Origin of the sequence: Lysobacter sp. Root494 (assembly GCF_001427225.1) — a bacterium.
Classification (GTDB): domain Bacteria; phylum Pseudomonadota; class Gammaproteobacteria; order Xanthomonadales; family Xanthomonadaceae; genus Agrilutibacter.
Genome location: NZ_LMFH01000001.1, coordinates 559,863 through 584,601 on the forward strand (window position 1 = coordinate 559,863; position 24,739 = coordinate 584,601).

Annotated in this window: 21 protein-coding genes; 12 read left to right on the forward strand and 9 right to left on the reverse strand. The window is 65.0% G+C overall.

The genetic code is table 11. The features are described 5' to 3' along the window. Nucleotides 1–27: 27 nt before the first annotated feature. From hemW to rph, 5 genes are all read right to left on the reverse strand, one after another. Entirely contained in the window at nt 28–1,182 is a 1,155-nt protein-coding gene (gene hemW, locus ASD14_RS02355) for a radical SAM family heme chaperone HemW (protein ID WP_056128254.1), read from the reverse strand. Next, a complete protein-coding gene (locus tag ASD14_RS02360; protein WP_056128257.1) occupies nt 1,179–1,478 on the reverse strand; it encodes an antibiotic biosynthesis monooxygenase in 300 nt (99 codons plus the stop codon). The genes hemW and ASD14_RS02360 overlap by 4 nt, the downstream gene beginning before the upstream one ends. 3 nt (nt 1,479–1,481) lie before the next feature. Further along, nucleotides 1,482–2,078, reverse strand: coding sequence for an RdgB/HAM1 family non-canonical purine NTP pyrophosphatase (rdgB, locus tag ASD14_RS02365; protein WP_056128259.1), 597 nt, complete (start codon nt 2,076–2,078; stop codon nt 1,482–1,484). Continuing rightward, complete coding sequence (locus ASD14_RS02370) at nt 2,075–2,467, reverse strand: VOC family protein (protein ID WP_056128262.1); 393 nt, start codon at nt 2,465–2,467, stop codon at nt 2,075–2,077. Before ASD14_RS02370 ends, rdgB begins: the two co-directional genes overlap by 4 nt. 132 nt (nt 2,468–2,599) lie before the next feature. Continuing rightward, a complete protein-coding gene (rph, locus tag ASD14_RS02375; protein ID WP_056128264.1) occupies nt 2,600–3,331 on the reverse strand; it encodes a ribonuclease PH in 732 nt (243 codons plus the stop codon). 99 nt (nt 3,332–3,430) lie between these two features. Between rph and ASD14_RS02380 the strand changes: the two genes are divergently transcribed. The 5 genes from ASD14_RS02380 (at nt 3,431) to ASD14_RS02400 (ending at nt 8,229) form a co-directional block, all read left to right on the forward strand. Beyond that, nucleotides 3,431–4,291 carry a YicC/YloC family endoribonuclease gene (locus tag ASD14_RS02380; protein WP_056128267.1) on the forward strand — a complete coding sequence of 287 codons (861 nt, stop codon included), beginning with the start codon at nt 3,431–3,433 and terminating at the stop codon, nt 4,289–4,291. Nucleotides 4,292–4,305: 14 nt separating this feature from the next. Beyond that, a complete protein-coding gene (gene gmk, locus ASD14_RS02385) occupies nt 4,306–4,920 on the forward strand; it encodes a guanylate kinase (RefSeq protein WP_056128270.1) in 615 nt (204 codons plus the stop codon). Nucleotides 4,921–5,133: 213 nt separating this feature from the next. After that, nucleotides 5,134–5,433, forward strand: a complete 300-nt coding sequence (rpoZ, locus tag ASD14_RS02390; RefSeq protein WP_056128273.1) for a DNA-directed RNA polymerase subunit omega — start codon at nt 5,134–5,136, stop codon at nt 5,431–5,433. A gap of 164 nt (nt 5,434–5,597) precedes the next feature. Next, on the forward strand, nt 5,598–7,784 hold the full coding sequence (locus ASD14_RS02395) for a bifunctional (p)ppGpp synthetase/guanosine-3',5'-bis(diphosphate) 3'-pyrophosphohydrolase (RefSeq protein WP_056128275.1): 2,187 nt from the start codon (nt 5,598–5,600) through the stop codon (nt 7,782–7,784). Between the two features lie 61 nt (nt 7,785–7,845). Continuing rightward, nucleotides 7,846–8,229 carry a RidA family protein gene (locus ASD14_RS02400; protein WP_056128278.1) on the forward strand — a complete coding sequence of 128 codons (384 nt, stop codon included), beginning with the start codon at nt 7,846–7,848 and terminating at the stop codon, nt 8,227–8,229. Nucleotides 8,230–8,254: 25 nt separating this feature from the next. On the opposite strand, the gene ASD14_RS02405 is transcribed toward ASD14_RS02400, so the two are convergent. Continuing rightward, entirely contained in the window at nt 8,255–9,301 is a 1,047-nt protein-coding gene (locus ASD14_RS02405) for an AraC family transcriptional regulator (protein WP_056128282.1), read from the reverse strand. A 107-nt stretch (nt 9,302–9,408) separates the two neighbouring features. Here ASD14_RS02405 and ASD14_RS02410 point away from each other — a divergent pair, with 107 nt between their 5' ends. The 7 genes from ASD14_RS02410 (at nt 9,409) to ASD14_RS02440 (ending at nt 19,496) form a co-directional block, all read left to right on the forward strand. Continuing rightward, nucleotides 9,409–10,647, forward strand: a complete 1,239-nt coding sequence (locus ASD14_RS02410) for a parallel beta-helix domain-containing protein (RefSeq protein ID WP_056128285.1) — start codon at nt 9,409–9,411, stop codon at nt 10,645–10,647. Beyond that, nucleotides 10,644–11,804, forward strand: coding sequence for an SO2930 family diheme c-type cytochrome (locus ASD14_RS02415; RefSeq protein ID WP_056128288.1), 1,161 nt, complete (start codon nt 10,644–10,646; stop codon nt 11,802–11,804). Before ASD14_RS02410 ends, ASD14_RS02415 begins: the two co-directional genes overlap by 4 nt. Nucleotides 11,805–11,877: 73 nt before the next feature. Further along, on the forward strand, nt 11,878–14,304 hold the full coding sequence (locus ASD14_RS02420; RefSeq protein ID WP_056128292.1) for a TonB-dependent receptor: 2,427 nt from the start codon (nt 11,878–11,880) through the stop codon (nt 14,302–14,304). 81 nt (nt 14,305–14,385) lie between these two features. Continuing rightward, the gene (recG, locus tag ASD14_RS02425; protein ID WP_056128295.1) at nt 14,386–16,503 is read left to right on the forward strand and encodes an ATP-dependent DNA helicase RecG; all 2,118 of its coding nucleotides are present in this window, start codon (nt 14,386–14,388) and stop codon (nt 16,501–16,503) included. 36 nt (nt 16,504–16,539) lie between these two features. Then, nucleotides 16,540–17,475, forward strand: coding sequence for a nucleoside hydrolase (locus ASD14_RS02430; RefSeq protein ID WP_056128299.1), 936 nt, complete (start codon nt 16,540–16,542; stop codon nt 17,473–17,475). Between the two features lie 80 nt (nt 17,476–17,555). Then, nucleotides 17,556–17,801 (forward strand): type B 50S ribosomal protein L31, encoded by a 246-nt coding sequence (locus ASD14_RS02435; protein ID WP_056128302.1) that lies wholly within the window; start codon nt 17,556–17,558, stop codon nt 17,799–17,801. A 390-nt stretch (nt 17,802–18,191) separates the two neighbouring features. Further along, nucleotides 18,192–19,496: a citrate synthase gene (locus tag ASD14_RS02440; protein WP_056128304.1), complete on the forward strand. Its 1,305-nt coding sequence runs from the start codon at nt 18,192–18,194 to the stop codon at nt 19,494–19,496. A gap of 74 nt (nt 19,497–19,570) precedes the next feature. Here the strand turns inward: ASD14_RS02440 and ASD14_RS02445 are convergent, their stop codons facing one another. The 3 genes from ASD14_RS02445 to ASD14_RS02455 form a co-directional block, all read right to left on the reverse strand. Then, nucleotides 19,571–21,088: a M20/M25/M40 family metallo-hydrolase gene (locus ASD14_RS02445; protein WP_200947000.1), complete on the reverse strand. Its 1,518-nt coding sequence runs from the start codon at nt 21,086–21,088 to the stop codon at nt 19,571–19,573. 77 nt (nt 21,089–21,165) lie between these two features. Continuing rightward, complete coding sequence (locus ASD14_RS02450; protein ID WP_056128310.1) at nt 21,166–21,825, reverse strand: hypothetical protein; 660 nt, start codon at nt 21,823–21,825, stop codon at nt 21,166–21,168. A gap of 192 nt (nt 21,826–22,017) precedes the next feature. Continuing rightward, entirely contained in the window at nt 22,018–24,552 is a 2,535-nt protein-coding gene (locus ASD14_RS02455) for a penicillin-binding protein 1A (RefSeq protein ID WP_056128315.1), read from the reverse strand. Nucleotides 24,553–24,739 lie beyond the last annotated feature (187 nt).

Consider the following 24,739-nt stretch of genomic DNA (forward strand, 5'->3'; position numbering starts at 1 on the left):
TCAGGCCAGCGTCCGGACAGAACGCTGTCAGAGAAACAGCGAGACCAGGTCGTTGTTGAAGCGGCGACCGGCATCGGTGGGCTGAGCGTGGCCGTCCTCGATCGCGAGCCAGCCCTTGCTTTCTGCCTGCTGCAACTGCGTTGCGATGGTGTCGAGCGCGAGCCCGGTGCGTGCACTGAACAGCTTCAGGTCGAAACCGCCGGCCAGCCGCAGCGCATTGAGCATGAATTCGAACGCCCGGCGCTCCGGTTCGATGCGGTCGTCGCCGCCGAGGCCTTCGGCCTTGCCGGCATTGGCGAGATAGGCCGCCGGATGCTTGTGCTTCCAGCGGCGCAGGATGCTTTCGTCGTGGCCCAGCGTGAGCTTCCCGTGCGCGCCCGCGCCGATGCCGAGGTAATCGCCGTAGCGCCAGTAATTGAGGTTGTGCGCGCATTGCCGGCCGGGTTGCGCGTACGCACTGACTTCGTACTGCGCGTAACCGTTCGCGGCGAGCAGCGCCTGGCAATGCTCCTGCATGTCCCAGCTGGCGTCATCGTCGGGAATGCCCCGCGGTGGCTTCGCAGCGAAGATCGTGTTCGGCTCGAGCGTCAGCTGGTAATGGCTGATGTGCGCGGGTTGCAGGGCGAAGGCCCGTTCGAGGTCGCGTTCGGCCATCGCCAGCGTCTGTTCCGGCAGCGCGTACATGAGGTCGAGGTTGATGTTGTCGAAGCCGGCGTCCTGCGCGAGCTTCACGGCGGACTCGGCTTCGCCGCTGTCGTGGATGCGTCCGAGCCGCTGCAGGCAACCGTCGTCGAAACTCTGGATGCCGAAGCTGAGCCGGTTCACGCCGGCGTTGCGATACAGCTCGAAACGGCCGTGCTCGGCGGTGCCGGGATTGGTTTCCAGGGTGATCTCGCAACCCGGCGCGAAGCGCAGGCGACTGCTCGCGCCCTGCAGGAAGCGGTCGATGTATTCGGGCGGGAACAGGCTCGGCGTTCCACCACCGAAGAACACCGTCTGCACGGTGCGGCCCCAGACCAGCGGCAGGTCGTAGTCGAGGTCGGCGAGCAACGCATCCACGTAAGCGTCGAACGGCAATGCACCGCGGCCTTCGTGCGAGTTGAAGTCGCAGTACGGGCACTTCCGCACGCACCAGGGCAGGTGCACGTAGAGCGACAAAGGTGGCGGCGTGAGCGTGGTCATGCGGCTTCGAAGCGGCCGACGCAGCGCTCGTCGACGGTAAGGGCATCGCCGAGCGCATCGATGTCGGCGTAACCTGGTTTCGCGGCTACGAGGAAGGCGTCGTACACGGTCTGCGAGGTCCAGCGGTCGATGGTGACGAATCGCTGCGGCTGCGTGGCGTCGCGCAGCAATTCGGTGTTGATGTAACCGGCATATTCGCGGAACAACGCCACCCATGCGCCTTCGCCGCCGTACAGCGCGGCGAACTCGCCTTCGCGTCCGGCGTGCACTTCGTATTCCCAGATCACGGCGAACATGGCCTACAGCGCCGTGTCGGCGAGTTTCTGCCGCAGCATCGCCAGTGCGCGGCCCCGATGGCTGAGGCGGTTCTTGATCGCAGGATCGAATTCGGCGGCCGAGAGATTGTTTTCCGGATCGAGGAACACCGGGTCATAACCGAAGCCGCGATCGCCGCGCGGCGCATCGAGGATCAGCCCCGACCAGCGGCCTTCGGCGATGACAGGCTGCGGATCCTCGGCGTGCCGCAGCAGCACGATCACCGCGATGAAGTGCGCGGTGCGGTGTGCGCGCGGCACGTCCTTCATCGCTCCGAGCAGCCTGGCGATATTGGCCTGCGCGTTGCCGTGCTCACCGGCATAGCGCGCCGAATACAGGCCGGGTGCACCACCGAGCGCATCGACGCACAGCCCCGAATCGTCGGCGAGCGCCGGCAGGCCGGTAATCCGCGCGGCATGGCGCGCCTTGAGCAGCGCGTTCTCGACGAAGGTCAGTCCGGTTTCCTCCGCGTCGCTGACGTCGAGTTCACCCTGGGTGACGAATTCGTATCCGGCTTCGCCCAGCAAGTCGCGGAATTCCGCCAGCTTGCCGGCGTTGCTGCTCGCGACGACCAGCTTCATTTCAGTTCGACCAGATCCCAGCGATTGCCGTACAGGTCGACGAACACCGCCACGGTGCCGTACGGCTCATGGCGCGGTTCTTCGGCGAAACGCACGCCGCGTTCGCTCATCGCGGCGTGGTCGCGGGCGAAGTCATCGGTGTGCAGGAAGAAGCCGACTCGGCCGCCGACCTGGTCGCCGATGCGCGTGCGCTGTGCCTCGGTGTTGGCCTGCGCGAGCAGCAGTGCGGTGCCGCCGTTCGAGCCGGGTGGCGCAACCCGCACCCAGCGCTTGCCATCGCCCATGTCGATGTCCTGCAGCAGGGTGAAGCCGAGTACCTGCGTATACCAGGCGATGGCTTCGTCGTAATCGGCGACGACGAGGGCGATGTTTGCGAGGTGTTGCGTCATGGAATTCCTTGGACGGTGGCACGCCGTGATTGCTGCCTGCAGACAATCGGCAGGCAATCGTGGCAGATGAAGGTGAAGCACGGCGCCGGATGCGATCCTGCCGCGATCCGGGCCAGCCCACGTGAACAGGGCTCAGAGCGTCAGCGCCTCGCGCTGTTTGGCGATCAGCGCGGCGACGCCGGCTTCCGCGAGACCGAGGAGTTCGGTCAGTTCGTCGCGCCGGAAGGCATGGCCTTCGGCCGTGCCCTGCAGTTCGATGAAGCCGCCGCCGTCGTTCATCACAACGTTCATGTCGGTGTCGCAGTTGCTGTCTTCGGCGTAATCGAGATCCAGCACCGGCACGCCGCGATACACGCCGACCGACACTGCCGCGACGGCGCCGACCACGGGATGGGTGTTGATCATCCGCTTGGCCTGCATCCAGCGCATGGCGTCGACGAGTGCGACGTAAGCACCGGTGATCGCCGCGGTGCGCGTGCCGCCATCGGCCTGCAGCACATCACAGTCGAGGGTGATGGTGCGTTCGCCCAGCGCCTTGCGATCGACGCAGGCGCGCAGCGCGCGGCCGATCAGGCGCTGGATCTCCAGCGTGCGCCCGCCCTGCTTGCCGCGCGCGGCTTCGCGATCGTTGCGGGTGTTGGTGGAGCGCGGGAGCATGCCGTATTCGGCAGTCACCCAGCCCTCGCCCTTGCCGCGCAGGAAGCCGGGCACCTTGTCATCGACGCTGGCGGTGCACAGCACCCGGGTGTCGCCGAAGCTGACGAGCACGGAACCTTCGGCGTGGCGGGTGAAGCCGCGTTCGATGCGCACTTCGCGCAACTGGTCGGCGGCGCGGCCACTGGGGCGGATCAGGGGGGTATTCATTGCACGCAGTTTAGCAGTGCGGATTCGCCGCTCCCGCACTCGTTCAGGCATGCCGCCCGTCGGTGGCATACTGCGCGCCCGAAACCTCCGGAGCGCCGCATGATCCGCAGCATGACCGCCTTCGCCAGTGGCGAACGCGCCACGCCCTGGGGCACGCTCGGCTGCGAACTGCGCTCGGTCAATCACCGCTTCCTCGAAGTCGGCGTCCGTCTTCACGACGAACTGCGTTCGCTCGAACCCATGCTTCGCGAACGCATCGCCAGCCGCATCGCCCGGGGCAAGCTCGATCTCACCCTGCGCCTGCGGTCGCCGGAAGGCACCAACGGACTGCAACTCGACCCGACGCGCCTGCGCGAACTGAGCGAGCTGGCCATCGACATGGCCGCGCGTTTCCCGGGCCTGCATACCGATTTCACCCAGTTGCTGCAGTTCCCCGGCGTATTGCAGGCGCAAACCACCGATGCGGCGGCGCTGCAGGAACAGGCGCTGGTCTTGCTCGATGAAGTGCTGGACGAATTCGTCGCGTCGCGCGAACGCGAGGGTGGCAAGCTCGCGACCGTGATCATCGAGCGCGTCGACGCCATCGCGCGCATCGCGACGGAAGTGCGCGCGCTGATGCCAACGATCCGCACCGGCCAGCGCCTGAAGCTGGAAACCCGCCTGTCCGAACTCTCGCAGCCGATCGAACCGGGGCGCCTGGAGCAGGAACTCGTGCTGTGGCTGCAAAAGCTCGATGTCGAAGAGGAACTCGATCGCCTCGAATCGCACGTCAGCGAAGCGCGGCGTGTGCTGAAGCTGAAGGAGGCGGTGGGCCGCCGCCTCGACTTCCTGCTGCAGGAGTTCAATCGCGAAGCCAACACCCTGGGCTCCAAGTCCGTCGATGCGCGCAGTTCCGCCGCTGCCGTGGAACTGAAGGTGCTCATCGACCAGGTCCGCGAGCAGATCCAGAACATCGAATAGGCCGACGTCAGCCCATGCGCGGAACCCTCTACATCGTCGCGGCGCCTTCGGGTGCCGGCAAATCCAGCATCGTCAACGCCGTGCTGGCCCGTGATCCGAACATCTGCCTGTCGATCTCGTTCACCTCGCGCCAGCCGCGGCCGGGCGAGCGCCATGCCGAGCACTACCACTTCGTGAGTGCCGCGGAATTCGAGGCGATGGTCGAAGCCGGCGACTTCTTCGAGCACGCACTCGTGCACGGCGACTGGAAGGGCACCGCGCGGCAATCGGTGGAGCCGCAGCTCGCTTCGGGCAAGGACGTGCTGCTGGAAATCGACTGGCAGGGCGCACGGCAGGTGCGCAAGCAGGTTCCGGACTCGGTGAGCGTGTTCATCCTGCCGCCGTCGCGTGAGGCGCTCGAGCAGCGCATGCGCGTGCGCGCGCAGGACAGCGAGGAAGTGATCCGCCAGCGGCTGGATGCCGCGCGCGAGGAGATGTCGCACTACATCGAATTCGACTACGTGATCGTCAACGAGCACTTCAATACGGCCGTCGACGAAATGTGCGCGATCTTCGTTGCCAGCCGGCTGCGGCGCGAAGCCCAGGTCGCCCGCCACCAGCGCCTGATCACCCAGTTGCTGGTGGACTAGGCGTTTGTAGCGCGCGCTGTCGCGCGATCGAGGTCCCGGGTGCCGCCATGTGCAGACAGCGCGCTACTGTCCCAGTTGTGGTCCGTGCCGGCGGGTCTTTCAAGCGTAACTGACTGATTTGCAAGGCAAGGCTTGCTTTCGGGCCGGCCCGCCGCCTACAATCCACGCCCCCTCAAAGCCTGATGGACGGCCGCTCGGCCGCCCGGGAGTCCCATGGCCCGCATCACCGTAGAAGATTGCCTGGAAGTGGTCGATAACCGCTTCGAACTCGTCATGATGGCCGCCAAGCGTGCGCGCCAGCTGGCCAACGGCGTCGAGCCGCTTATCGACAACAGCGAAGCCCAGGACAAGCCGACCGTGCTGGCGCTGCGTGAAATCGCCGCGCGCCGCATCGACACCGGCTACATCGACGCCGTTGAGAAGGCCGAGCGCGAGCGCAAGGAACGCGAGGCGCTGGAATGGGCCGCCGCCGAAGTGGTCGCCGACGACGACATGTCCAAGGGCGACGACTGATCGCAGCAGCGACGTCGCCACCGGTTGTTCGACGGCCCCGCTTCGGCGGGGTCGTCTGTTTTTGGATCATTGATCCACGCTGTGTATTCCAGGCCGTGTACTCCAGGCCCTGTATTCAGCGGACTTCCATTGCGCCTTCCCCGGCGCGCCCTTAGATTCAGGCCATGACGTCCGCTACGCCCGCATTGACCCCGACTACGCCCGCTTCCAGCGAAGCGGACCTGCCGGACTACGTGCGTGAGCTGGACCGGGCCGCGCATTACCTGCCGCTGGCGCAGCGCGAGCAACTGCACCGGGCCTGGAGCATCGGCGCCGCCGCGCACGCGGGGCAGAACCGCAAGTCGGGCGAGCCCTACATCACCCACCCGGTCGCGGTGGCGAAGGTGCTCGCGGACCAGGGACTCGATGTGGAAACCCTGGTTGCCGCAATCCTGCACGACACGCTGGAAGACACCCCGCTCACTCCCGATTCGATCACCACCGAATTTGGCGCCACCGTCACCGAACTGGTCGATGGCGTCACCAAGCTCGACAAGCTGCAGTTCCGCGATCGCCAGGAAGCCAACGCGGAAAGCTTCCGCAAGATGCTGCTGGCGATGTCGCGCGACCTGCGCGTGATCCTGATCAAGCTCGCAGACCGCCTGCACAACATGCGCACGCTCGGTGCCCAGAGCGATGAAGCGCGTCGCCGCATCGCCACCGAGACGCTGGAGATCTACGCCCCCATCGCGCAGCGCCTGGGCATGAACCTGATCAAGGCCGAGCTGCAGGACCTCGGCTTTCGCGCGTTGCATCCATGGCGCCATGCCGTGCTGGAAAAACGCATCCGCACCCAGCCGGTAATGCGGCGCGAAGCGATGGTGCAGATCGAGGCGCAGCTCGCGCAGAAGCTGGCGAAGGAGAAGCTCCAGCATCGCCTGATCAGCCGGGTGAAGTCGCCCTGGAGCATCTATACGAAGATGCGTTCGGAGCACAAAAGCTTCACCCAGGTGATGGACGTATTCGGCTTCCGGATAGTGGTAGGCACGGTCGCCGATTGCTATCACGCGCTGGGTGTCGTGCACGCCGCGTACAAACCACTGGATGCGCGCTTCCGCGACTTCATCGCGATTCCCAAGGCCAACGGTTACCAGTCGCTGCACACGGTGCTGTTTGGTCCCTACGGCTCGCCGATCGAAGTGCAGATCCGCACTGAAGACATGGACCTGATCGCCGAACGCGGCATCGCCGCGCACTGGTCGTACAAGCACGGCGGCCGCGACATGCCGTCGAGCGCGCAGAGTCGCGCGCAGGGCTGGATCACCAGCCTGGTCGAATCGCAGCGCGCCACCGGCTCGTCGCTGGAATTCCTCGAAAACGTCAAGGTCGACCTCTTTCCCGACGAGGTCTACCTGTTCACGCCGAAGGGCGACATCCTGTCGCTGCCGCGCAACGCCACCACGCTCGACTTCGCCTACGCGGTACATACCGACGTCGGTAACCATGCCGTCGCCGCGCGCGTGGACGGCAAGCTGGTGCCGTTGCGCAGCAAGCTTGCGAGCGGCCAGCGCGTCGAAATCATCACTGCGAAGTCGTCCGCGCCGAAGCCGCAGTGGCTCGAATTCGTGGTGTCCGGCAAGGCCCGCACCTCGATCCGCCAGCAGCTCAAGCAGCTGGAGCACGAGGACGCGGTTTCGCTCGGTCATCGCATGCTCGATCGCGCGCTAGAGGCGCAGTCGACCTCGCTGGAACGCGTGCCGTCGAAGCGTGTCGATGCCTTCCTCGCCGAACACCGTTACCCGCGTCTTGAAGCGCTGCTCGCCGACATCGCACTCGGCAACCGAATGCCACAGCAGGTCGCGCAGGCGCTGGTGCGCGAGGCTTCGGAAAAGAAGACGCGCAAGGTCGCCGCCGCGCCAATGCCGCGCAGCGAGGACAAGATCCTGATCACGGGTGCCGAACGCGGCGTGATCAGCTTCGCCCAGTGCTGCCTGCCGATTCCGGGTGACGAGATCATGGGGTATCACACCACCGGCAAGGGCATCGTCGTGCACCGGCTGGATTGCCCGAATGTCGCCGACTACCGCAAGTCACCGGATCGTTGGGTGTCGATCGGCTGGGATCGCGAAGTCAGCGGCGATTTCCCCACCGCGATGCGCATCGAACTCGACAACCGGCCCGGCGCGCTGGCCCAGGTCGCGGCCGCGATCGCCGAAGCCGAGTCGAACATCGATCGCCTCGAATACATGGAACGCGACACGAACATCTCCGCGATCCGCTTCCAGATCGAAGTGCGTGATCGCAAGCACCTGGCCGAAGTGATGCGACGCGTACACCGGCTCAAGGTCGTGCTCGGCGTGCAGCGGATCTGAGAGAGCGGCTTCCGGGAGCTAGCTCCGGTAAGCTTTGCGCAGCTTCCGACCGGAGAATTCCATGTCCCGCGACATCGTCCACACCGACCGCGCGCCCGCCGCCATCGGCCCCTATTCGCAAGCCGTGCGCGTCGGCGACACCGTTTACCTGTCGGGCCAGATTCCGCTGGATCCGAATACCGGCCTGGTCGTCGAAGGCGACATCGAAGCGCAGGCGCGCCGCGCCTTCGAGAACCTCCGCGCAGTGTGCGAAGCCGCGGGCGGTTCGCTCGACCAGATCGTGCGCGCCGGCCTGTTCCTCACCAACCTGGCCGACTTCGCCAAGGTCAACGCGGTGATGGCCGAATACTTCAACACACCGTTCCCGGCGCGCTCGACAGTGCAGGTGTCGGCGCTGCCGCGCGGAGTGCAGTTCGAGGTCGACGCGATCATGGTGCTCGACTGAGCGCGGGACGCCCTTGCGTACGCGACTAGGCACGCAGGCTGTGCGGAGTGACTCCTGACCATCGCTTGAACGCGCGCCGGAATTCACGCGCATCGCGGAATCCCACGGCCAGGCCGATCTGCGCGATGCCCAGGCGCGACTCGACCAGCAGGCGTCGCGCGGATTCGCTGCGAATGCGGTCATGCAGCGCGGTGAAGCTGGTCTGCGCCGCCTGCAACTGGCGGCGCAGGGTCCGCTCGGTCATGTGCAGGTCGGCGGCGATGTCCACCAGCCGCGGATTGTCGGCCAGTCGTGACAACAGCAGGCGTTCGACGATGGCCACGATCTCGCTGGTGGCACTGTCTCCCGGCATCTGCGCATCGCACAGCGCCAGCACCTGCTGCGCGCTTACCGGGTTGTGCGCTGGCATGGGCGATGTGAGCCATGCCGCATCGATGAGCACGCGGTTGCGATCGCAGCCGAACGCCACCTCGCAATCGAACGCCGCGATGTAATCGTCTGCATAGGTCGGGGCTGGATAAGCGAGTTCGACGCAGCGCGGGCGGAATCCCGGGCCGAGCAGTCCGCGACACAGATGCAGCGAGCTGACGAACAATTCCTCGCACAGGAAAGCCTCGAGCTCGCGATCTGCGCTGTCGCGCGTGCGGGCGATCACGGCGATCCCCCCGCGCACGTCCTCCAGCGCCAGCTGCACCATCGCACCGGTAATCGGGGCGTAGTGGACACCCAGTCGCAGCGCGCGGTCGAAGTCGGGGGCGGTGAGCATCGCCAGGCCCAGCAGGCCAAAGCTGCCGATGTCCTGCCTTTCCCCCAGCGTGAGGCCATGCCCGTGCCCAGGCAGGCTGCGCAACGCGCGACGAATGACCTGGGCCGCCTGCCGGTACGACAGATAAGGCAAGCCTTCGACGGAAAATTGCGCCGGTCCCAGGCGCAGGCCGGCGAACCAGGATTCGCTCGCAATGCCGCGCTCGCGCGCAAGCGCCACGAGCCCGGCAACGATCGTGCTCTTGATGTTGGCGACATTCAGTCGCGCGTCCCCGCTGTCGAGGACAGCGCCGTCAGGTTCCTGCATACCCCGCCGTACCTTGTCCGTTTTGCCCCCCGGAGTATGCCGCGTTTGCCCTCCACGGGAGGCCGGGCCTCGTCCCAGACTCCCGTGACCACTCGGGGATACCGCGAATGAAGCGAATCGTGATGTGCATGGCGGTAGCCGCCGCCCTGACCGGCTGCCAACGGCAGGAAGAAACCTCCCGCATCGCTGACCGCGACTACCAGAAGGTTTTGATCGAGCGACTGCTCGATGCGAAGCCCGGCGATGTGATCGACATTCCCGCCGGTACCTACGCGTTCGACCGGAGCCTCAACCTGCGTGTGGATGGCGTAACGCTACGCGGCGCCGGCAAGGACAGGACCATTCTCAGCTTCAAGGGCCAGAAGGCCGGCGCCGAGGGCCTGCTGGTCAATGCCGGCAACTTCACCATCGAGAACCTCGCCATCGAGGACAGCAAGGGCGACGGCCTGAAGGTCAACGAAGGCGAGAACATCGTCATCCGCGGCGTGCGCGTGGAATGGACGCGCGGGCCGCATGTCGACAACGGCGCCTATGGCCTGTACCCGGTTCAGACGAAGAACGTGCTGATCGAGGACTGCATGGTGATCGGCGCGTCCGACGCCGGGTTGTACGTCGGGCAGTCCGACAACATCATCGTCCGGCGCAACCGCGTGGAAAACAACGTCGCCGGCATCGAGATCGAAAACAGCAAGAACGCTGATGTCTACGAGAATGTCGCCACGCACAACACCGGCGGCATCCTGGTGTTCGACATGCCCAACCTGCCACGCCGCGGTCACAGTACGCGCGTTTTCCGCAACCAGGTGGTCGACAACAACACCGACAATTTCGCCCGCAAGGGCGCAGCCGTGGCGAGCGTACCGGCCGGCTCCGGCGTGGTGCTCAATTCTGCCGACAAGGTGGAGATCTTCGACAATGACATCGGCGGCAACCAGACGGCGAACGTGATCATCTCCAGCTACTGGTCCACCGGCTATATGAACAAGTACGGCATCTCCAAGGATTACGACCCGTATCCCGAAGAGGTGTACGTACATGGCAACCGCTTCAAGGGCGGCGGCGAGTCGCCGGACGGCCTGGATCTGAAGGCACTGAAGGTCGCCATGTTCGGCTTGCGTGGCCGCTTGCCGGACGTGCTGTGGGATGGGTACGCGAACGCCAAGCGTGCGCAGGGCCCGCAAATCTGCGTGCAGGGTGCTTCCGGAGTGCTCAATGCCGACGGGCCCAACAAGTACAAGAATCCGGCTCTGATGGACGCCAACACGATCAACTGCGCCTTGCCGGGTCTGCCAGCGATCGTGCTGCCGGGCGTGGCTTCGACGGTCAAGGCGACGCCTTCTGCATGAAGTGGACGCTGCTGCTCATCACGACGTTGTTCGCCGGCGCATGCAGTCGTGCGGGCGATCCTCCCGTCTCCTTCCATGCACAGGGCCAGCCCGAAAAACTCAGCGACTGGCATGTCGTGATGGCCGACGGAAAACGCCTCCGCCTCAACGCGGGCGTCGAGCCGTACGCGCTCAACACCGCGCTGTTCAGCGATTACGCGCACAAGCTGCGCACCCTGTGGCTGCCGCCTGGGGCCCGGGCGAAGTACAGCGGCGATGCCGCGTTCCAGTTTCCCGTTGGCACCATCATCAGCAAGACCTTCTACTACCCGCGTGCGACAGATGGCGCGAAAAACGCCGTGCTGCGGATCGCGGAACAGAAGGACGAAAGTCGCGATGGCCTCGACCTGGCCAAGATGCGCATGATCGAAACCCGGTTGCTGGTGCGCCGAAAGGAGGGCTGGGTCGCGTTCCCCTACGTGTGGAACGAAGAGCAGACCGAAGCCGTCCTGGCGCGTGGGGGCGATATCGTTCCACTCGCCCTGCATGAGCCCAAGGCTCGCGGGATTGTCCTGCAGATCGACTACATGGTTCCCGACGAGAACCAGTGCGCCGGTTGCCATGCCACCGACAATACGTCGCGGTTGATCGAGCCGATCGGCCCGCGCGCCCGTCATCTCAATCGGGATGATCCATGGCATCCCGGCGAGAACCAGCTGACGCGCATGGCCGCGACAGGCCGGCTTGAAGGTTTGCCGTTAAATGGCGTCCCGCGCAATGCGCGCTTCGACGATGCGAACGAAGCTCTCGATGCCCGCGCACGCGCGTATCTCGACATCAATTGCGGCCACTGCCATAGCGCAAAGGGGCCAGCCGACACATCCGGCCTGTGGCTCGATGCCGCCACGCGCGATCCGATCCGTCTTGGCGAATGCAAGCCGCCGGTGGCCGCGGGGCAGGGCACTGGCGATCACATGTTCGACGTGGTGCCGGGACAACCGGACGACTCGATCCTGGTGTATCGCATGAGCAGTCTGGACCCCGGCGCGATGATGCCGGAGGTCGGCCGGACGACCGTGCATGCGGAAGGGGTCGCGCTGGTCCGTGACTGGATCAAGGCGTGGCTGGGGACGTGCAGCAGTTCTGCATCCGCACGAAGCGCAGCAGTATCGAATTGAAGGCCCTGCGATTCCCGTCGCAGGGCACTCAAACCGCTGTTTCATCCACGGAAGAGTTTTGGGGGTAATTCCGATGTCGCCACGAAAGAACCAGCTCACTGTTTCGCTGACCTATGCGCTGTTCGGCTGCGCGGCGCTGTTCGCAGCGCCATCGGTAAAGGCGCAGGACCCTGCCACGCCCGAAACGTTGCAGCAGAAAGCCACGGATCTCGACGCGATCACCGTCACCGCGCAGAGCCGCGAGCAGGAGCTCCAGGACGTACCGATCGCCCTGCAGGTAGTGGATGAACAACTGCTCGATGACGTCGCCGCGGAAGACCTGGGCGACATCGACAGCTACGTGCCCGGCTTCAAGGTCAACAGCCTGCAGCCGACACAACCGAGCTTCGAACTGCGCGGCATCAGCACCGACGACTTCGGCATCGGCACCGATCCGGCGGTCGGCGTGTACGTCGATGGCGTCTATGCGGGCCGGGGCGGCGGTGTGTTGTTGCCGTTCACCGACGTGCAGCGCATCGAAGTGCTCAAGGGCCCGCAAGGCACGCTGTTCGGGCGGAATACTGCCGCCGGCGCGATTTCCATCATCACGCACCGGCCTGAGAACGAAACCCACGCCAGCGGCAAGCTGCGCCTGGGCAACGACAACAAGACCTACCTCGAAGGCATGGCCAACGTCGCGGTCAGCGAGGACTCCGCGTTCCGTTTCAACGGGCTGTTCAACCACAGCGACGGCTGGTTGCATGATTCGGTCAGCGGCGAAGAGCTCAATCCGGAGAACAACTGGGCGACGCGAGCGGCATTCCAGACACGCTTCGGCGACAACACGCGCGCCTGGATCACCTGGGACCACGAAAGCCTCGATCAGCGCGGCCAGGCCACCACCGGTGTCGTGTCCATACCGGCATTACCCGCCTTGCCCGGTGCGCCCGCCGATCAGGATGCCTTCCTTGACCCGCTCGATGTCGCGACCGCCAGCGACGCGGCGAACGGCGAAACGCGCGAGTTCGACGGCATGACCCTGATCGTCGACCACAGCATGAGCTGGGGCAGCCTTACCTCGACCACCGCGTGGCATCAGTACGATTCGCTGAATCGTGTCGAAGAGGACGGCACCAACCTCAGCTACCTCTATGTCGACTCCACCAATACCGAGAGCAACGAGAACTTCTACCAGGAGTTCAAGTTCAGCGGCAGCACCGATCGCCTCGACTGGATCGCGGGCGCCAGCTACTTCCAGGAGGACGCCGACCAGACCAGCGAAGTGAACGTACTCACCGATTCGGTGGACACGCTGGCGCAGAACCTGGGCCTCGCGCCCCCGGGTGGCCTGTTCGGGCCGATCAGCGACGCCGCGAACATGTTCGGCATCCCGGTGAACCTGCGCGGGTTGCCCTGGAACGAGAAATTCGTCAACACGCTCGACACCAAGGCCTACGCGGCCTTTGGCGATGTGATCTGGCACGTGAGCGACAGATTCAACCTGACCGCCGGTCTGCGCTACACGCGGGACGAGAAGGACTTCACCTGGTTCAACGACCTGCGCAGCGCGCCGGAGCTCGACGCGCAACTGGATCTGCTCGAGGCCATCGGGTTCCTGGACGCGATTGGTATTCCCAAGGAAGCGCTGGTCTTCGACGTAGCCTTCGTCGATCCGCCGGCGGTGTTGAACAAGGGCGTCCTCAACCGCGCGAAAAAGTCGTGGGACGACTGGAGCCCGCGATTCGTGGCGGACTACCACTTCACCGACAACCTGATGGGCTACGCGTCGCTGGCCAAGGGCTACAAGGCCGGTGGATTCAACGCGTTGCAGATCGGGAGCGAGTTCGAGAACGAGGAAGTGTGGAATTTCGAAACCGGCATCAAGCATGCGCTGCCGGACTATCGCCTGTCCTACAACGCGTCCCTCTTCTATTACGCGTACGACAACCGCCAGGCGGTCACCCTGGACATGTCGACCGAGATCCCGCGCTTTGTCGTCAACACTTCCGACCAGGAAGCATGGGGCCTGGACTTCGACATGCGCTGGCAGGCCACTGACGGGCTCGGCTTCGATTTCAACGCCGAGTACCTGGACGCGACATACAAGAACTACGTCAATCCGCAGGAGATCGACCTGGACGGCCAGTCGACGGGCACGCCGCACTGGTCGTTCGCTGCGGGCGCCAGCTATCTGTGGCGGCTGGCCAACAAGGGCGATGTTCGCGCTGCGCTGCGCTATTCGTACATTGGCGAGTGTCGCAGCAACGGCGAATCCGATATCCAGCTGGGTTGCGGCCGCTACGGCGCGCTCGAAGTCGGCGAGGCCCAGGAGCAGGTCAACGCGCGCGTGGGTTGGACATCCCCGAACGGATACTGGGGTTGGGCGATCTACGGCAACAACCTGCTCGACAACCAGTACGTGAACACGCTGGGCACCTATGGCCGGACGGTGCTGGGGACCGTTGGTGCGCGCGTAACCGAACCCCGGACGTACGGCGTGGAAATCAGCGTGAAGTACTGACGCCTGGTTCGGGCGTCGATTTCCGACCCGGCGCGCTGCGCCGGGTTTTTTTTTGGCAGGCAATCCCGTCATGCTGTAGCGATGCCGACGCGCAAGAACGGGGTCGCGTTCGACCTCCAGAAGCAACCGATCACTGCCCTCGCCGGGGTTGGCCCGCGCGTGGCCGAAAAGCTCGCAACGCGAGGCCTGTCAGCCTTGCAGGACCTGTGGCTGCACCTGCCGCGCCAGTACGAAGATCGGACGACGCTGACGCCGATTCGCGCCTTGCAACCCGGTGTTGCCGCACAGGTCGAGGGAACGGTCGAAGCGGTGGAACGAGGCTTCCGCTACCGGCCGATGCTGCGCGTGGCCATTGGCGACGATTCGCACGCCACACTGGTGCTGCGCTTCTTCCATTTTCGCGCCGCCCAGGTGGCGCAGTTCGCGCCCGGCGCGCGCGTGCGCTGCTATGGCACGCCGCGTCCCGGCCAGCACGGCCTGGAAATCGTGCATCCCAGCTATCGCTTGCTGGGCGACGATGCAGAAGCCGGGCTCGGCAGCGCGCTCGACCCGGTCTATCCGGCCATCGAAGGCGTAGGTCCCGCATCGCTGCGCAAACTGATCGGACTGGCGCTCGATCGATTGCCGCAGGACGACTCGCTGGAGCTGCTTCCGCCGTCGATCCGCGACGCACTGCAACTGCCATCGCTGCGCGAGGCTTTGCTTACGGTGCACCGGCCGCAGGCGGGCGAGGACGTCGCTGCGTTGCTTGCCGGCCGGCATCCGGCGCAGCGTCGCCTCGCGCTGGAGGAATTGCTCGCGCACCATCTGAGCCTGCGCCGACAACGCCTCGCGCAGCAGGCGCATGCCGCGCCGGCGTTGCGCAAGTCGAGCCTGGCCCTGAAGTTGCAAAAGCGGTTGCCATTCCAGCTCACCGGCGCACAGCAGCGTGTCTTCGCGGAAATCCAGGCGGACCTGGCGAAGCCAACACCGATGCTCCGGCTCGTGCAGGGCGACGTCGGCAGCGGCAAGACGGTGGTTGCCGCGCTTGCCGCGATGCACGCCGTGGATGCCGGCAAGCAAGCCGCGCTGATGGCGCCCACCGAACTCCTCGCCGAGCAGCACCTCTCCAACCTGCGTGGCTGGCTCGAGCCGCTCGACATCCGCGTCGCATGGCTTGCGGGCAAGGTCACCGGCAAGGCGCGCAGCAAGGTGCTGGAGGACGTGGCGTCCGGTGAAGCGCAGGTCGTGGTTGGCACGCATGCACTGATGCAGGCAGGCGTGGCCTTTCGCGACCTCGCCCTGGCCATCGTCGACGAGCAGCACCGCTTTGGCGTGCACCAGCGGCTGGCGCTGCGCGACAAGGGCACTGGTGGCGGAGGCAACGGAAACAGCATCGTGCCGCATCAACTGGTGATGACCGCCACGCCGATTCCGCGCACGCTCGCGATGGCGGCGTATGCGGACCTCGATGTCTCCGCGATCGATGAACTGCCCCCTGGGCGCACGCCGGTGCAGACGGTTGCGCTCAGCGCGGAGCGTCGTCCCGAACTCGTCGAGCGCATCCGCTCGGCGTGCGCCGAAGGCCGGCAGGCGTACTGGGTCTGTACGCTGATCGACGACAGCGACGAAGTCGTCGCGCAGGCCGCGCAGACCACGTTCGAGGATCTGTCGAAGCAGTTGTCGAAGTTGCGTGTCGGCCTGGTGCACGGCCGCATGAAAACGACGGAGAAGCAGGCGACGATGCGCGCCTTCAAGGAAGGTGCGATCGACCTGCTCGTCGCCACCACGGTCATCGAAGTCGGCGTCGATGTACCCAATGCGTCGCTGATGATCATCGAAAACGCCGAGCGCCTCGGGCTCGCGCAACTGCACCAGCTCCGCGGCCGGGTGGGGCGTGGCAGCGCGGCCTCGAGCTGCGTGCTGCTGTACCGGTCGCCGCTTTCGCAGCTCGCGAAGCAGCGCCTGGAAACGATGCGGCAGACGCACGATGGTTTCGTGATCGCCGAGAAGGACCTGGAATTGCGCGGTCCGGGTGAACTGCTGGGCACGCGACAGACCGGGTTGGCGGGCTTCCGGGTCGCCGATCTCGCACGCGACGCCGATCTGCTGCCACAGGTCCACCAGCTCGGAACGCACCTGCTCGAACGTGCTCCGGACGTTGCCGAACGCATCATCGCGCGCTGGGTCGGTGGGGCCGCGCGGTACGCGGCGGCCTGATCCGGATCATCGGATGATGTCGGTCATAATGGCCGCATGACCAACCGCATCCCGCTGCTGATCGATACCGATCCGGGTGTCGACGACGCCCTTGCCATCCTCATGGCCTTCAACGACCCGCGCCATGAAGTCGTGGGGCTCACCATCGCCGCCGGCAACGTCGGCCTGCAACACACGGTCGCGAATGCATTGAAGCTGTGCGAAGTCGTGGGCGCAGACGTGCCGGTATATCCGGGTAGTGCGGAACCGTTGCTGCACCCTGCGCGTGACGCGGCGTATGTGCACGGGCGCGACGGCTTTGGTGATACCGGCTACGAACTCGCTTCGCGCGGGCCCGAAGTGGAGCACGCAGCGCTCGCGATCCTCCGGCTCTCGCACCAGTACGCCGGCCGCCTGTTGCTCGTCGCCCTGGGGCCGCTGACCAACCTGGCGCTTGCGCTCAAGCTCGATCCCACCTTGCCGTCACGCGTCGCGCGCTGCGTGGTCATGGGCGGCGCGGTGACCGGTCACGGCAACATCACGCCGGCCGCCGAGTTCAACATCGCCTTTGATCCGGAAGCCGCGCACATCGTCTTCAGCGCTTTCCCCCACGTCGACCTCAGCGACTGGGAGGCCACGCTGGACCACGGCCTGCTCGACACGGACGTGGATCGCTGGTTGACCGCGGCTTCGCCGCGGGCGCGCTTCTATGACGCGATCTCTCGCCAGACCCGCGCCTGGGCCGGCGAGCGCCGTGGCAACCGCTGGGCGTCCGCCGACGCGCTGGCCATGGCCTTCGCCTTGTCCCCGGAAGGGGCAGTGGACACAGCCGAGCGACCCCTGGCCGTGGAGATGGAGGGCCGCCAGGCCCGTGGCGCCACCATCATCGACTGGCGTCGTGAAAGCGGGCGTCCCGACAACGTGCGGATCCTCCAGCGCTACGAACAGGGCCGGTTCGAGGCACTGATCGAAGCGGCCCTCGCGGCAGATTGAGGCGCGTTCCCGGGCTTGCCACGAGCCGAAAGCTCCCGCTATACTGCTGAGCTCTTTCCCGAACCTATTGGTGCGTTGCCATGAAGACCGGCATCCATCCCGACTACCGTGAAGTCGTTTTCCAGGACGTGACCAGTGATTTCGCGTTCCTGACCCGCTCGACCCTTGCCAGCAAGGAGACGATCAAGTGGGAAGACGGCAACGAATATCCGCTCGTCAAGCTCGATATCACGTCGGCCTCGCACCCGTTCTACACGGGCAAGCACAAGATCATCGACACCGGCGGCCGCGTCGACAAGTTCCGTAAGCGCTACGCACAGAAGTGATCTGACTGCGCGTCTTCGCGCAGTTCGACATCACTGGTTCGGATCAGGTTCGAACGGTTTCAGCGAAGCCCGCCCAGGCGGGCTTCGTGCTTTCCGTATGTGCCGGTTGCGATGCGGATGAGTTCGCCATGTGCCATGCCAGGCAGCGATGTTCGGCGCCATAACCGGCACAAAAAGCCCGCCTCTCCGGCGGGCTTTTTCATGTCTGCGGCAGCCATGTTTTTTTGAGCAGCGGCTCTATTCCAAGGCTGCGCATGCGACTTTGGTACGACCCTTCGCCAGCGAATGCTTATGCGATAATTCGTTGTCGCGGCGAGCCGCGTGCATCACTTTCTGTTTTCCTCCACCCGCCGCGGCGACCCCTGTGGCGTGCAGATATAGGAGCGTTGCGTGTCCGAGTCCTCCAAGTCCGGCCTCGATCAGGTCACCCTGACCGCGGGCGACAAGAGCGTCACCCTGCCGGTGCACCATCCGACCCTGGGTGCTCCCTGCATCGACATCGCCAAGCTGCCCAAGGAAACCGGCTGCTTCACCTACGACAACGGATTCACGGCCACGGCCAGCTGCCGTTCGGCGATCACGTACATCGATGGCGATGCGGGCGTGCTGCTGTATCGCGGCTATCCGATCGAACAGCTTGCAGAAAAGTCGAACTTCCTGGAAGTCGCCTACCTGCTGATGAATGGCGAACTGCCGACCAGCAGCGAGTTCGAGAAGTTCGAACACGAGGTCACGCATCACACGATGATGCACGAGGCCTTCCGCACGTTCCTGTTCGGCTTCCGCCATGACGCGCATCCGATGGCGATGCTCACCGGCATGCTGGGTTCGCTGGCGAGCTTCTACCACAACGATCTCGACCTGGAAGACCCGGAGCAGCGCCGACTTACCGCGATCCGGCTGATCGCCAAGGTGCCGACGATTGCGGCTGCGTGCTATCGCTATTCGATCGGCTGGCCGATCCGCTATCCGCGCAACAACCTCGAGTACACCACGCGCTTCCTGCACATGATGAAGGAAGTGCCAAGCGAGCCGCTGGAACTCAATCCGGTTGCGGCGCGCGCGATGGACCTGCTTTTCATCCTGCACGCCGACCACGAACAGAACGCGTCGACCTCGACCGTTCGCCTCGTCGGCTCGACCGGCGCCAATCCGTACGTAAGCGTCGCGGCTGGCGTGGCCGCGCTGTGGGGCCCGGCGCACGGCGGTGCAAACGAAGCCGTGTTGAAGATGCTCGCCGAGATCGGCAAGCCGGAGAACGTCGGTGCCGCTGTCGCGAAAGCGAAGGACAAGGAGTCCGGCTTCCGCCTGATGGGCTTCGGCCACCGCGTGTACAAGAACTACGACCCGCGCGCGGCGCTGGTGCGCAAGATGACGCATGAAGTGCTGGCTGCGCTGAACATCAACGATCCGCTGCTCGAGGTCGCCATGCGCCTGGAAGAAGCGGCGCTGAAGGACGAGTACTTCATCCAGCGCAAGCTCTATCCGAACGTCGATTTCTACTCCGGCATCATCTACAAGGCACTGGGCATCCCGACCGAGATGTTCACCGTGATGTTCGCCATCGCGCGCACCGCCGGCTGGGTGTCGCACTGGTTGGAGCAGCAGAACGATCCCGAAAACAAGATCGGCCGCCCGCGCCAGATCTACACCGGTGCGGCCACGCGCGACTACACCGGGATGGACAAGCGCTGATCCGCGAGTCGACGCAAGGCAAAATGAAAACGCCCCGATGGTTCGGGGCGTTTTTGTATCCGCAATCGCAAAAGTTACTTCGACAGTTCGTACAGGTACTCGACGAACGACATCACCGCACCATCGATGCCCTGGACCTGCGGATTGGCCGATTCGATGAGGTAATACTCGTCAGGGCCATGCGCGCCGCTGCCATGCCCCAGTCCGAAATGGCCGGAGGCGAGCTTCAGTGGTTCGCCGGTGAAGACATAGCCCGGATACGAACCGGCATTGCGCGGCCACAGCAACGGATCGATGCCGGCCTTCTTCAGCGTGGCGACCTGCGCCTGGATCAAGGGCGCATCGGCTGACGTGCTCGTCGGGTCGTAGCCGCCCGATACGTTCACTTCGATATCGCCGAAACCGCGCTTGGCCAGATGCGCCTTGAGCGCCGCGACCGCGGCATCCTTCGTCATGTCCGGCACCAGGCGAAGGTCCAGCTTCGCGACCGCACGATGGGGCAGGATGGTTTTGCCGCCCACGCCGGTGTAACCACCGACGAGTCCTTCGATATTGACCGTCGGCTGCGACTCGAGCCGTTCATTGGCCTGCTGCCACGGCAGGTCGTCGATCCAATGCTGCACGCCGAGCTGCTGTTTGGTCTGCGTTTCGCTGCGGCGTTTTGAAGCTGCCGCGATCATCGCGCGCTCCGCGTCGCTCAAGGGACGCGGCTTGGGATAGCCATCGATGGCGATGGTGTTGCCGTCGTCGGAAACGAGCGTGTCGAGGGCCTTGACCAGCCGCCAGGCCGGGCTGTCCACCATGGCCTTCAGCGACGAATGGATGTCCTTGCCCGGGCCGCGCCCCCACTTTTCGCCGCTGGCCACGAGCTCCAGCTCGACGACGCCCTTCGAGCCGAGATTGACGGTGACCACGCCATCGATACCCTGCATCGCGGCAGGCATGAACACGCCGACGGTCTTGCCCAGCGCGGCCTGAACTTCGGGACGATGGACAATCTGCCCGATATGGGGTGAACCGATTTCCTCTTCGCCCTCCGCGACCAGCACGAGATTCACCGGCGGCTTCCTGCCTGCACCGCGGATCGCATGCAATGCGGCGAGGAACGCGGCTTCGGGGCCTTTCTGGTTGACCGAACCGCGACCGATCATCACTTTGCCGAGCCCCGGCTTGTCGACCAGCTTCGCTTCGAGCGGTGGCGAGGACCATTCGGCCGGATCGAATTGTTTGACGTCGTACATGAAGTACAGGCCGACCGTCTTCGGCGCACCGGCATCGAGTGTCGCGAACACGCCGGGCTTGCCGTCCGTCTTTACGATCGACACTTGCTGGAAGCCGGCGTCGCGCGCCAACTGCGCCATGTATTCCGCTCCCACCGGAAAGCCGCGGTCTTCGGCTGCGATCGCGGGTTGCGCGATCCATTCCTGCAGGCGTTTGACTGTCTCATCGTGGCGACGGGTGACTTCGGCGCCGATGGCGGACAGGTCGGCATCCTGGGCTCGCACGGGCGGAGCGATAGTGGCGAGGACGACGATCGCGCTGGCAAGCGCAGCGATACCCCTGCCGCGCAAGGAATCGAGCATTACATACATGCATTCACTCCCTCTGGTTGTGCAAATCCTTCGCGGCGAAGCGCCTCGCCCACGGCGATGCGTCGCAATCGCGATGGTCAATTGTCACCGTGCTCGTAACCGGCAATTTCCTCATCGGCCAGAAGCTGCCGCAACTGGCTGGCCGAAGCGCGCTTCATCGGCTTTTCGTCGATGCTCGACAGCGGCGCCTGGCGCAACACGTCGCGCGGCAAGACGGTCAGGTCGAAGCCCAGCCCTTCGGCGCTGAACAGCCATACGGGAAAGTCGTCGCTGCGTTCGCGATCGAGGCGGATGCGGCGATTACGGGATTCAGCGGGAATGCGGTGCAGATCCAGATGGCGATGCACGGCTTCGGGATCGTCGCTGTGCAGATGCAGGCTCACTGCAGTGCGTGCATCGGCCGTGCCATCGAGGACGGGGCCGACCAGGCGCGGTTCGAACTCGGTAAAGAATTCGAGCGCGCGCAGTGCCGCTTCGCGCCGGTTGCGCAGTTCGGCGACGTTGTCGCGCTGGAACAGACGCTGGTATTCGCGCAAGGCGTCTTCGATCTCGCGGTTACGTGGCAGCGACGCGTCGTCGAAGATGCCCAACCGCTCCGCCGCCTTGAGCTTGGCCTGGTGATAGTCGCGGATGCCGCCTTCGGCCATCAGCCGCGCGGCTTCGTGCGCGAGACTGCGGCGGCGCTCGTGCGTGCGCGTCTGGGCATGTTGGTAAGCGTGCTGTCGGGCGTGGCGCATGACGTCCTCCGCGGCTGGCACTGCAACGGCGAGAGCTCGCCGCGGCCGGCAGGCGCCGGCAGCGGAAACCTACCACGGTCCCCGTGAATCAGGAATCGGCTGGTGGTAGCTGTCGAGTTCGAAAACCGTCGATCCAGGAGGCAAAAAAGAAGCGGGCCGAAGCCCGCTTCTTGCACGCATTCGGAACCGTGATCAGAAGATGTCGAAGGATTCTTCCGCGGGAACGGCGTCCTGCGGACCGTAATCGACGTAGGTTTCCATGCGGTCGAGATCTTCGGCTTTCACCCACTCGACCACGCCGCCGCTTCCTTCCGGCATCAATGCGCCGTTGGCGGCGACCGACACCTTCACCATGCCATCAGGTGGCTCGTTGGATGCAAGCGGCTGGTCCTTCAGTGCAACGCGCATGTAGTCGATCCAGATCGGCAGCGCGGCCTTGCCGCCGTATTCGCGATAACCAAGCGATTTGTAATCATCGCGGCCCACCCAGACCGTCGTGGCGTACGGCCCGCCGATGCCGGAGAACCATGCGTCCCGGTGGTCGTTCGTGGATCCGGTTTTGCCGCCGATGTCCTCGCGGCCGAGCACCTTCGCCGGCGTGCCGGTACCGCGCTGCACGACATCGCGCAACATCGAGACGATCTGGTACGCGATGCGGCCATCCATCGCGCGCGGCGCGACGATCATGTCTGCAGGTGGCGTCTTGACCGTCTTCGGTTTGCTCCTGTCGGCTTCCTTCACCTCGGGCTTGGCGCCACCTGCCGGACCGAAGTCGAAGCCATCCACCACTGTCGAACTGGCCGTACTGGACGCCATGGCCTTGCCAGCAGTACCGATGCCACATTCGGGGCAGGCGGTCGCCGGCTTCTCCTTGAAAAGCACGGCACCATTGCTGTCGCGCACTTCATCGATGAACCACGGGGTGATCAGGAAACCCCCGTTCGCGAACGCGGAGAAGCCACGGGCAACCGAAAGCGGGGTCAGCGAAGCGGTGCCGAGCGACATCGACAGGTTTGGCGGCAGTTCCTTTTCATCGAAGCCGAGGTGGCTGATGTACTTGCGGGCGTAATCCACGCCGATCGCATCGAGCAGGCGCACCGACACCAGGTTGCGCGATTGCACCATCGCTTCGCGCAGGCGCATCGGGCCGGCGAAGTTGCCGGTGTCATTCTGCGGACGCCACAGGTGGCCGCGGCGATCCTTGAAGACCACGGGCGCATCGAGTACTACCGAAGCCGGGTTGAACCCACGTTCGAATGCGGCGGCATACACGAACGGCTTGAAACTCGAACCGGGCTGGCGACGTGCCTGCGTGGCGCGATTGAACTTGTTGCCGGAGTAGCTGTAGCCGCCCGACAGCGCGCGCAGCGCGCCGTTGGAAGGTTCGAGGGATACCAGCGCCGACTGCGCGCGGGGCAGCTGCCCCAGCGTGTAGAGGATGCGCTTGGCTGCTGGCTTGTCGTCGGCGCTGGATTCGCCGGCCGGCTTCATGCCTGCCGTCCCGGATGCAATCTCGGTGCGAAGCACGCGCACCAGGTCGCCGCGCTTGACCAGCTTGCCCGGGGGCTGCCCGTTCCAACCCTGGCTGGGGCCGAGTTCGAGCCGGATGCCATTGCCCAGCAGCACGTCTGCCTTGCCATCGTTCACGCCGAGCACCATCGCGGAGAGCAGGTCGGCCTGCGGCGGGATGGAACGCATCCGGGCGAGGGTGGTCGCTTCGTCCTCGTTGTCGGCCAGATCGAAATGCTGCTCGACACCGTGCCAGCCGTGGCGCAGGTCGTAGGTGCGCAGCCCCTCGCGCAGCGCCTTGTCGGCGGCGACCTGCAGCACCGGATCGATGGTGGTGGTGACGTGGTAGCCCTTGGTCAGCGCTTCGGCGCCGTATCGGGCCACCATTTCCTGGCGCACCATTTCCGCCACGTACGGAGCGCTGACTTCGACCGTGCGTTCGTGCGGTTTTGCATGCATCGGCACGGACTTGGCGGCGTCGGCTTCGCCCTGGCCGATGTAGCCCAACTGCGCCATGCGTTGCAGGATGTAGACGTCGCGACGCTCCTTGGCGCGGGCCGGGTTGCTCAGCGGGTTCGCGGTGGACGGGAACTTCGGAATGGCGGCCAGCGACGCCATTTCATCGAGCGACAGCTCGTTCAACTTTTTCCCGTAGTAAAACTCGGATGCCGCGCCCACGCCGTACGAGCGATGGCCGAAGAAGCTCTTGTTGAGATAGAGCTCGAAGATCTCGTCCTTGCTCAGCTCGTTCTCGATGCGCATCGCGAGCATCATCTCGGCGAGCTTGCGCTTGTAGCTGTATTCCTGGCTCAGGAAGAACTGGCGGGCCACCTGCTGGGTAATGGTCGAGCCACCCGGAACGCGGCGGTCGTCGGTGGTGGCGAGCAGCCACACGGCCCGGGCGATGCCCTTGTAGTCGAGGCCATGGTGCTTGTAGAAGCGGGCGTCCTCGGCGGCGAGGAACGCCTGCTTCAGGCGCTGCGGCACATCCTCGATGTTGACCGGGTAGCGCCGCGTCTCGCCGAACAGCGCCATCAGCTTGCCGTCGCGGGAGTAGACGTACATCGGCTCCTGCAGCTCGACGTTTCGGAGCGTTTCCACGTCCGGGAGCTTGGGGGCGATGAGGAAGTAGAGGACGCCAAGCGCGATGGCGCCCAGCAGGACCACGCTGGCGGCCGCAATCAGCGTCCAGCGCAGCAAGCGACGAAAACGGGGCATTTAAGCGGAATTCCTTGCGGAGACGATTGCGGGTGTTGTGGCCGAGGAGTATAGAGGACGCGACTTGCAGCGCTGTCCGAGAGGAGTTTTCAACAGCAATCCGCGACCACGGCCGCAATCCGGTTTGCGCAGATGCGCTGCCGATCGCGTTCCCGGGGGCTCGGACGGGACAGCGCGTTCACTTCCG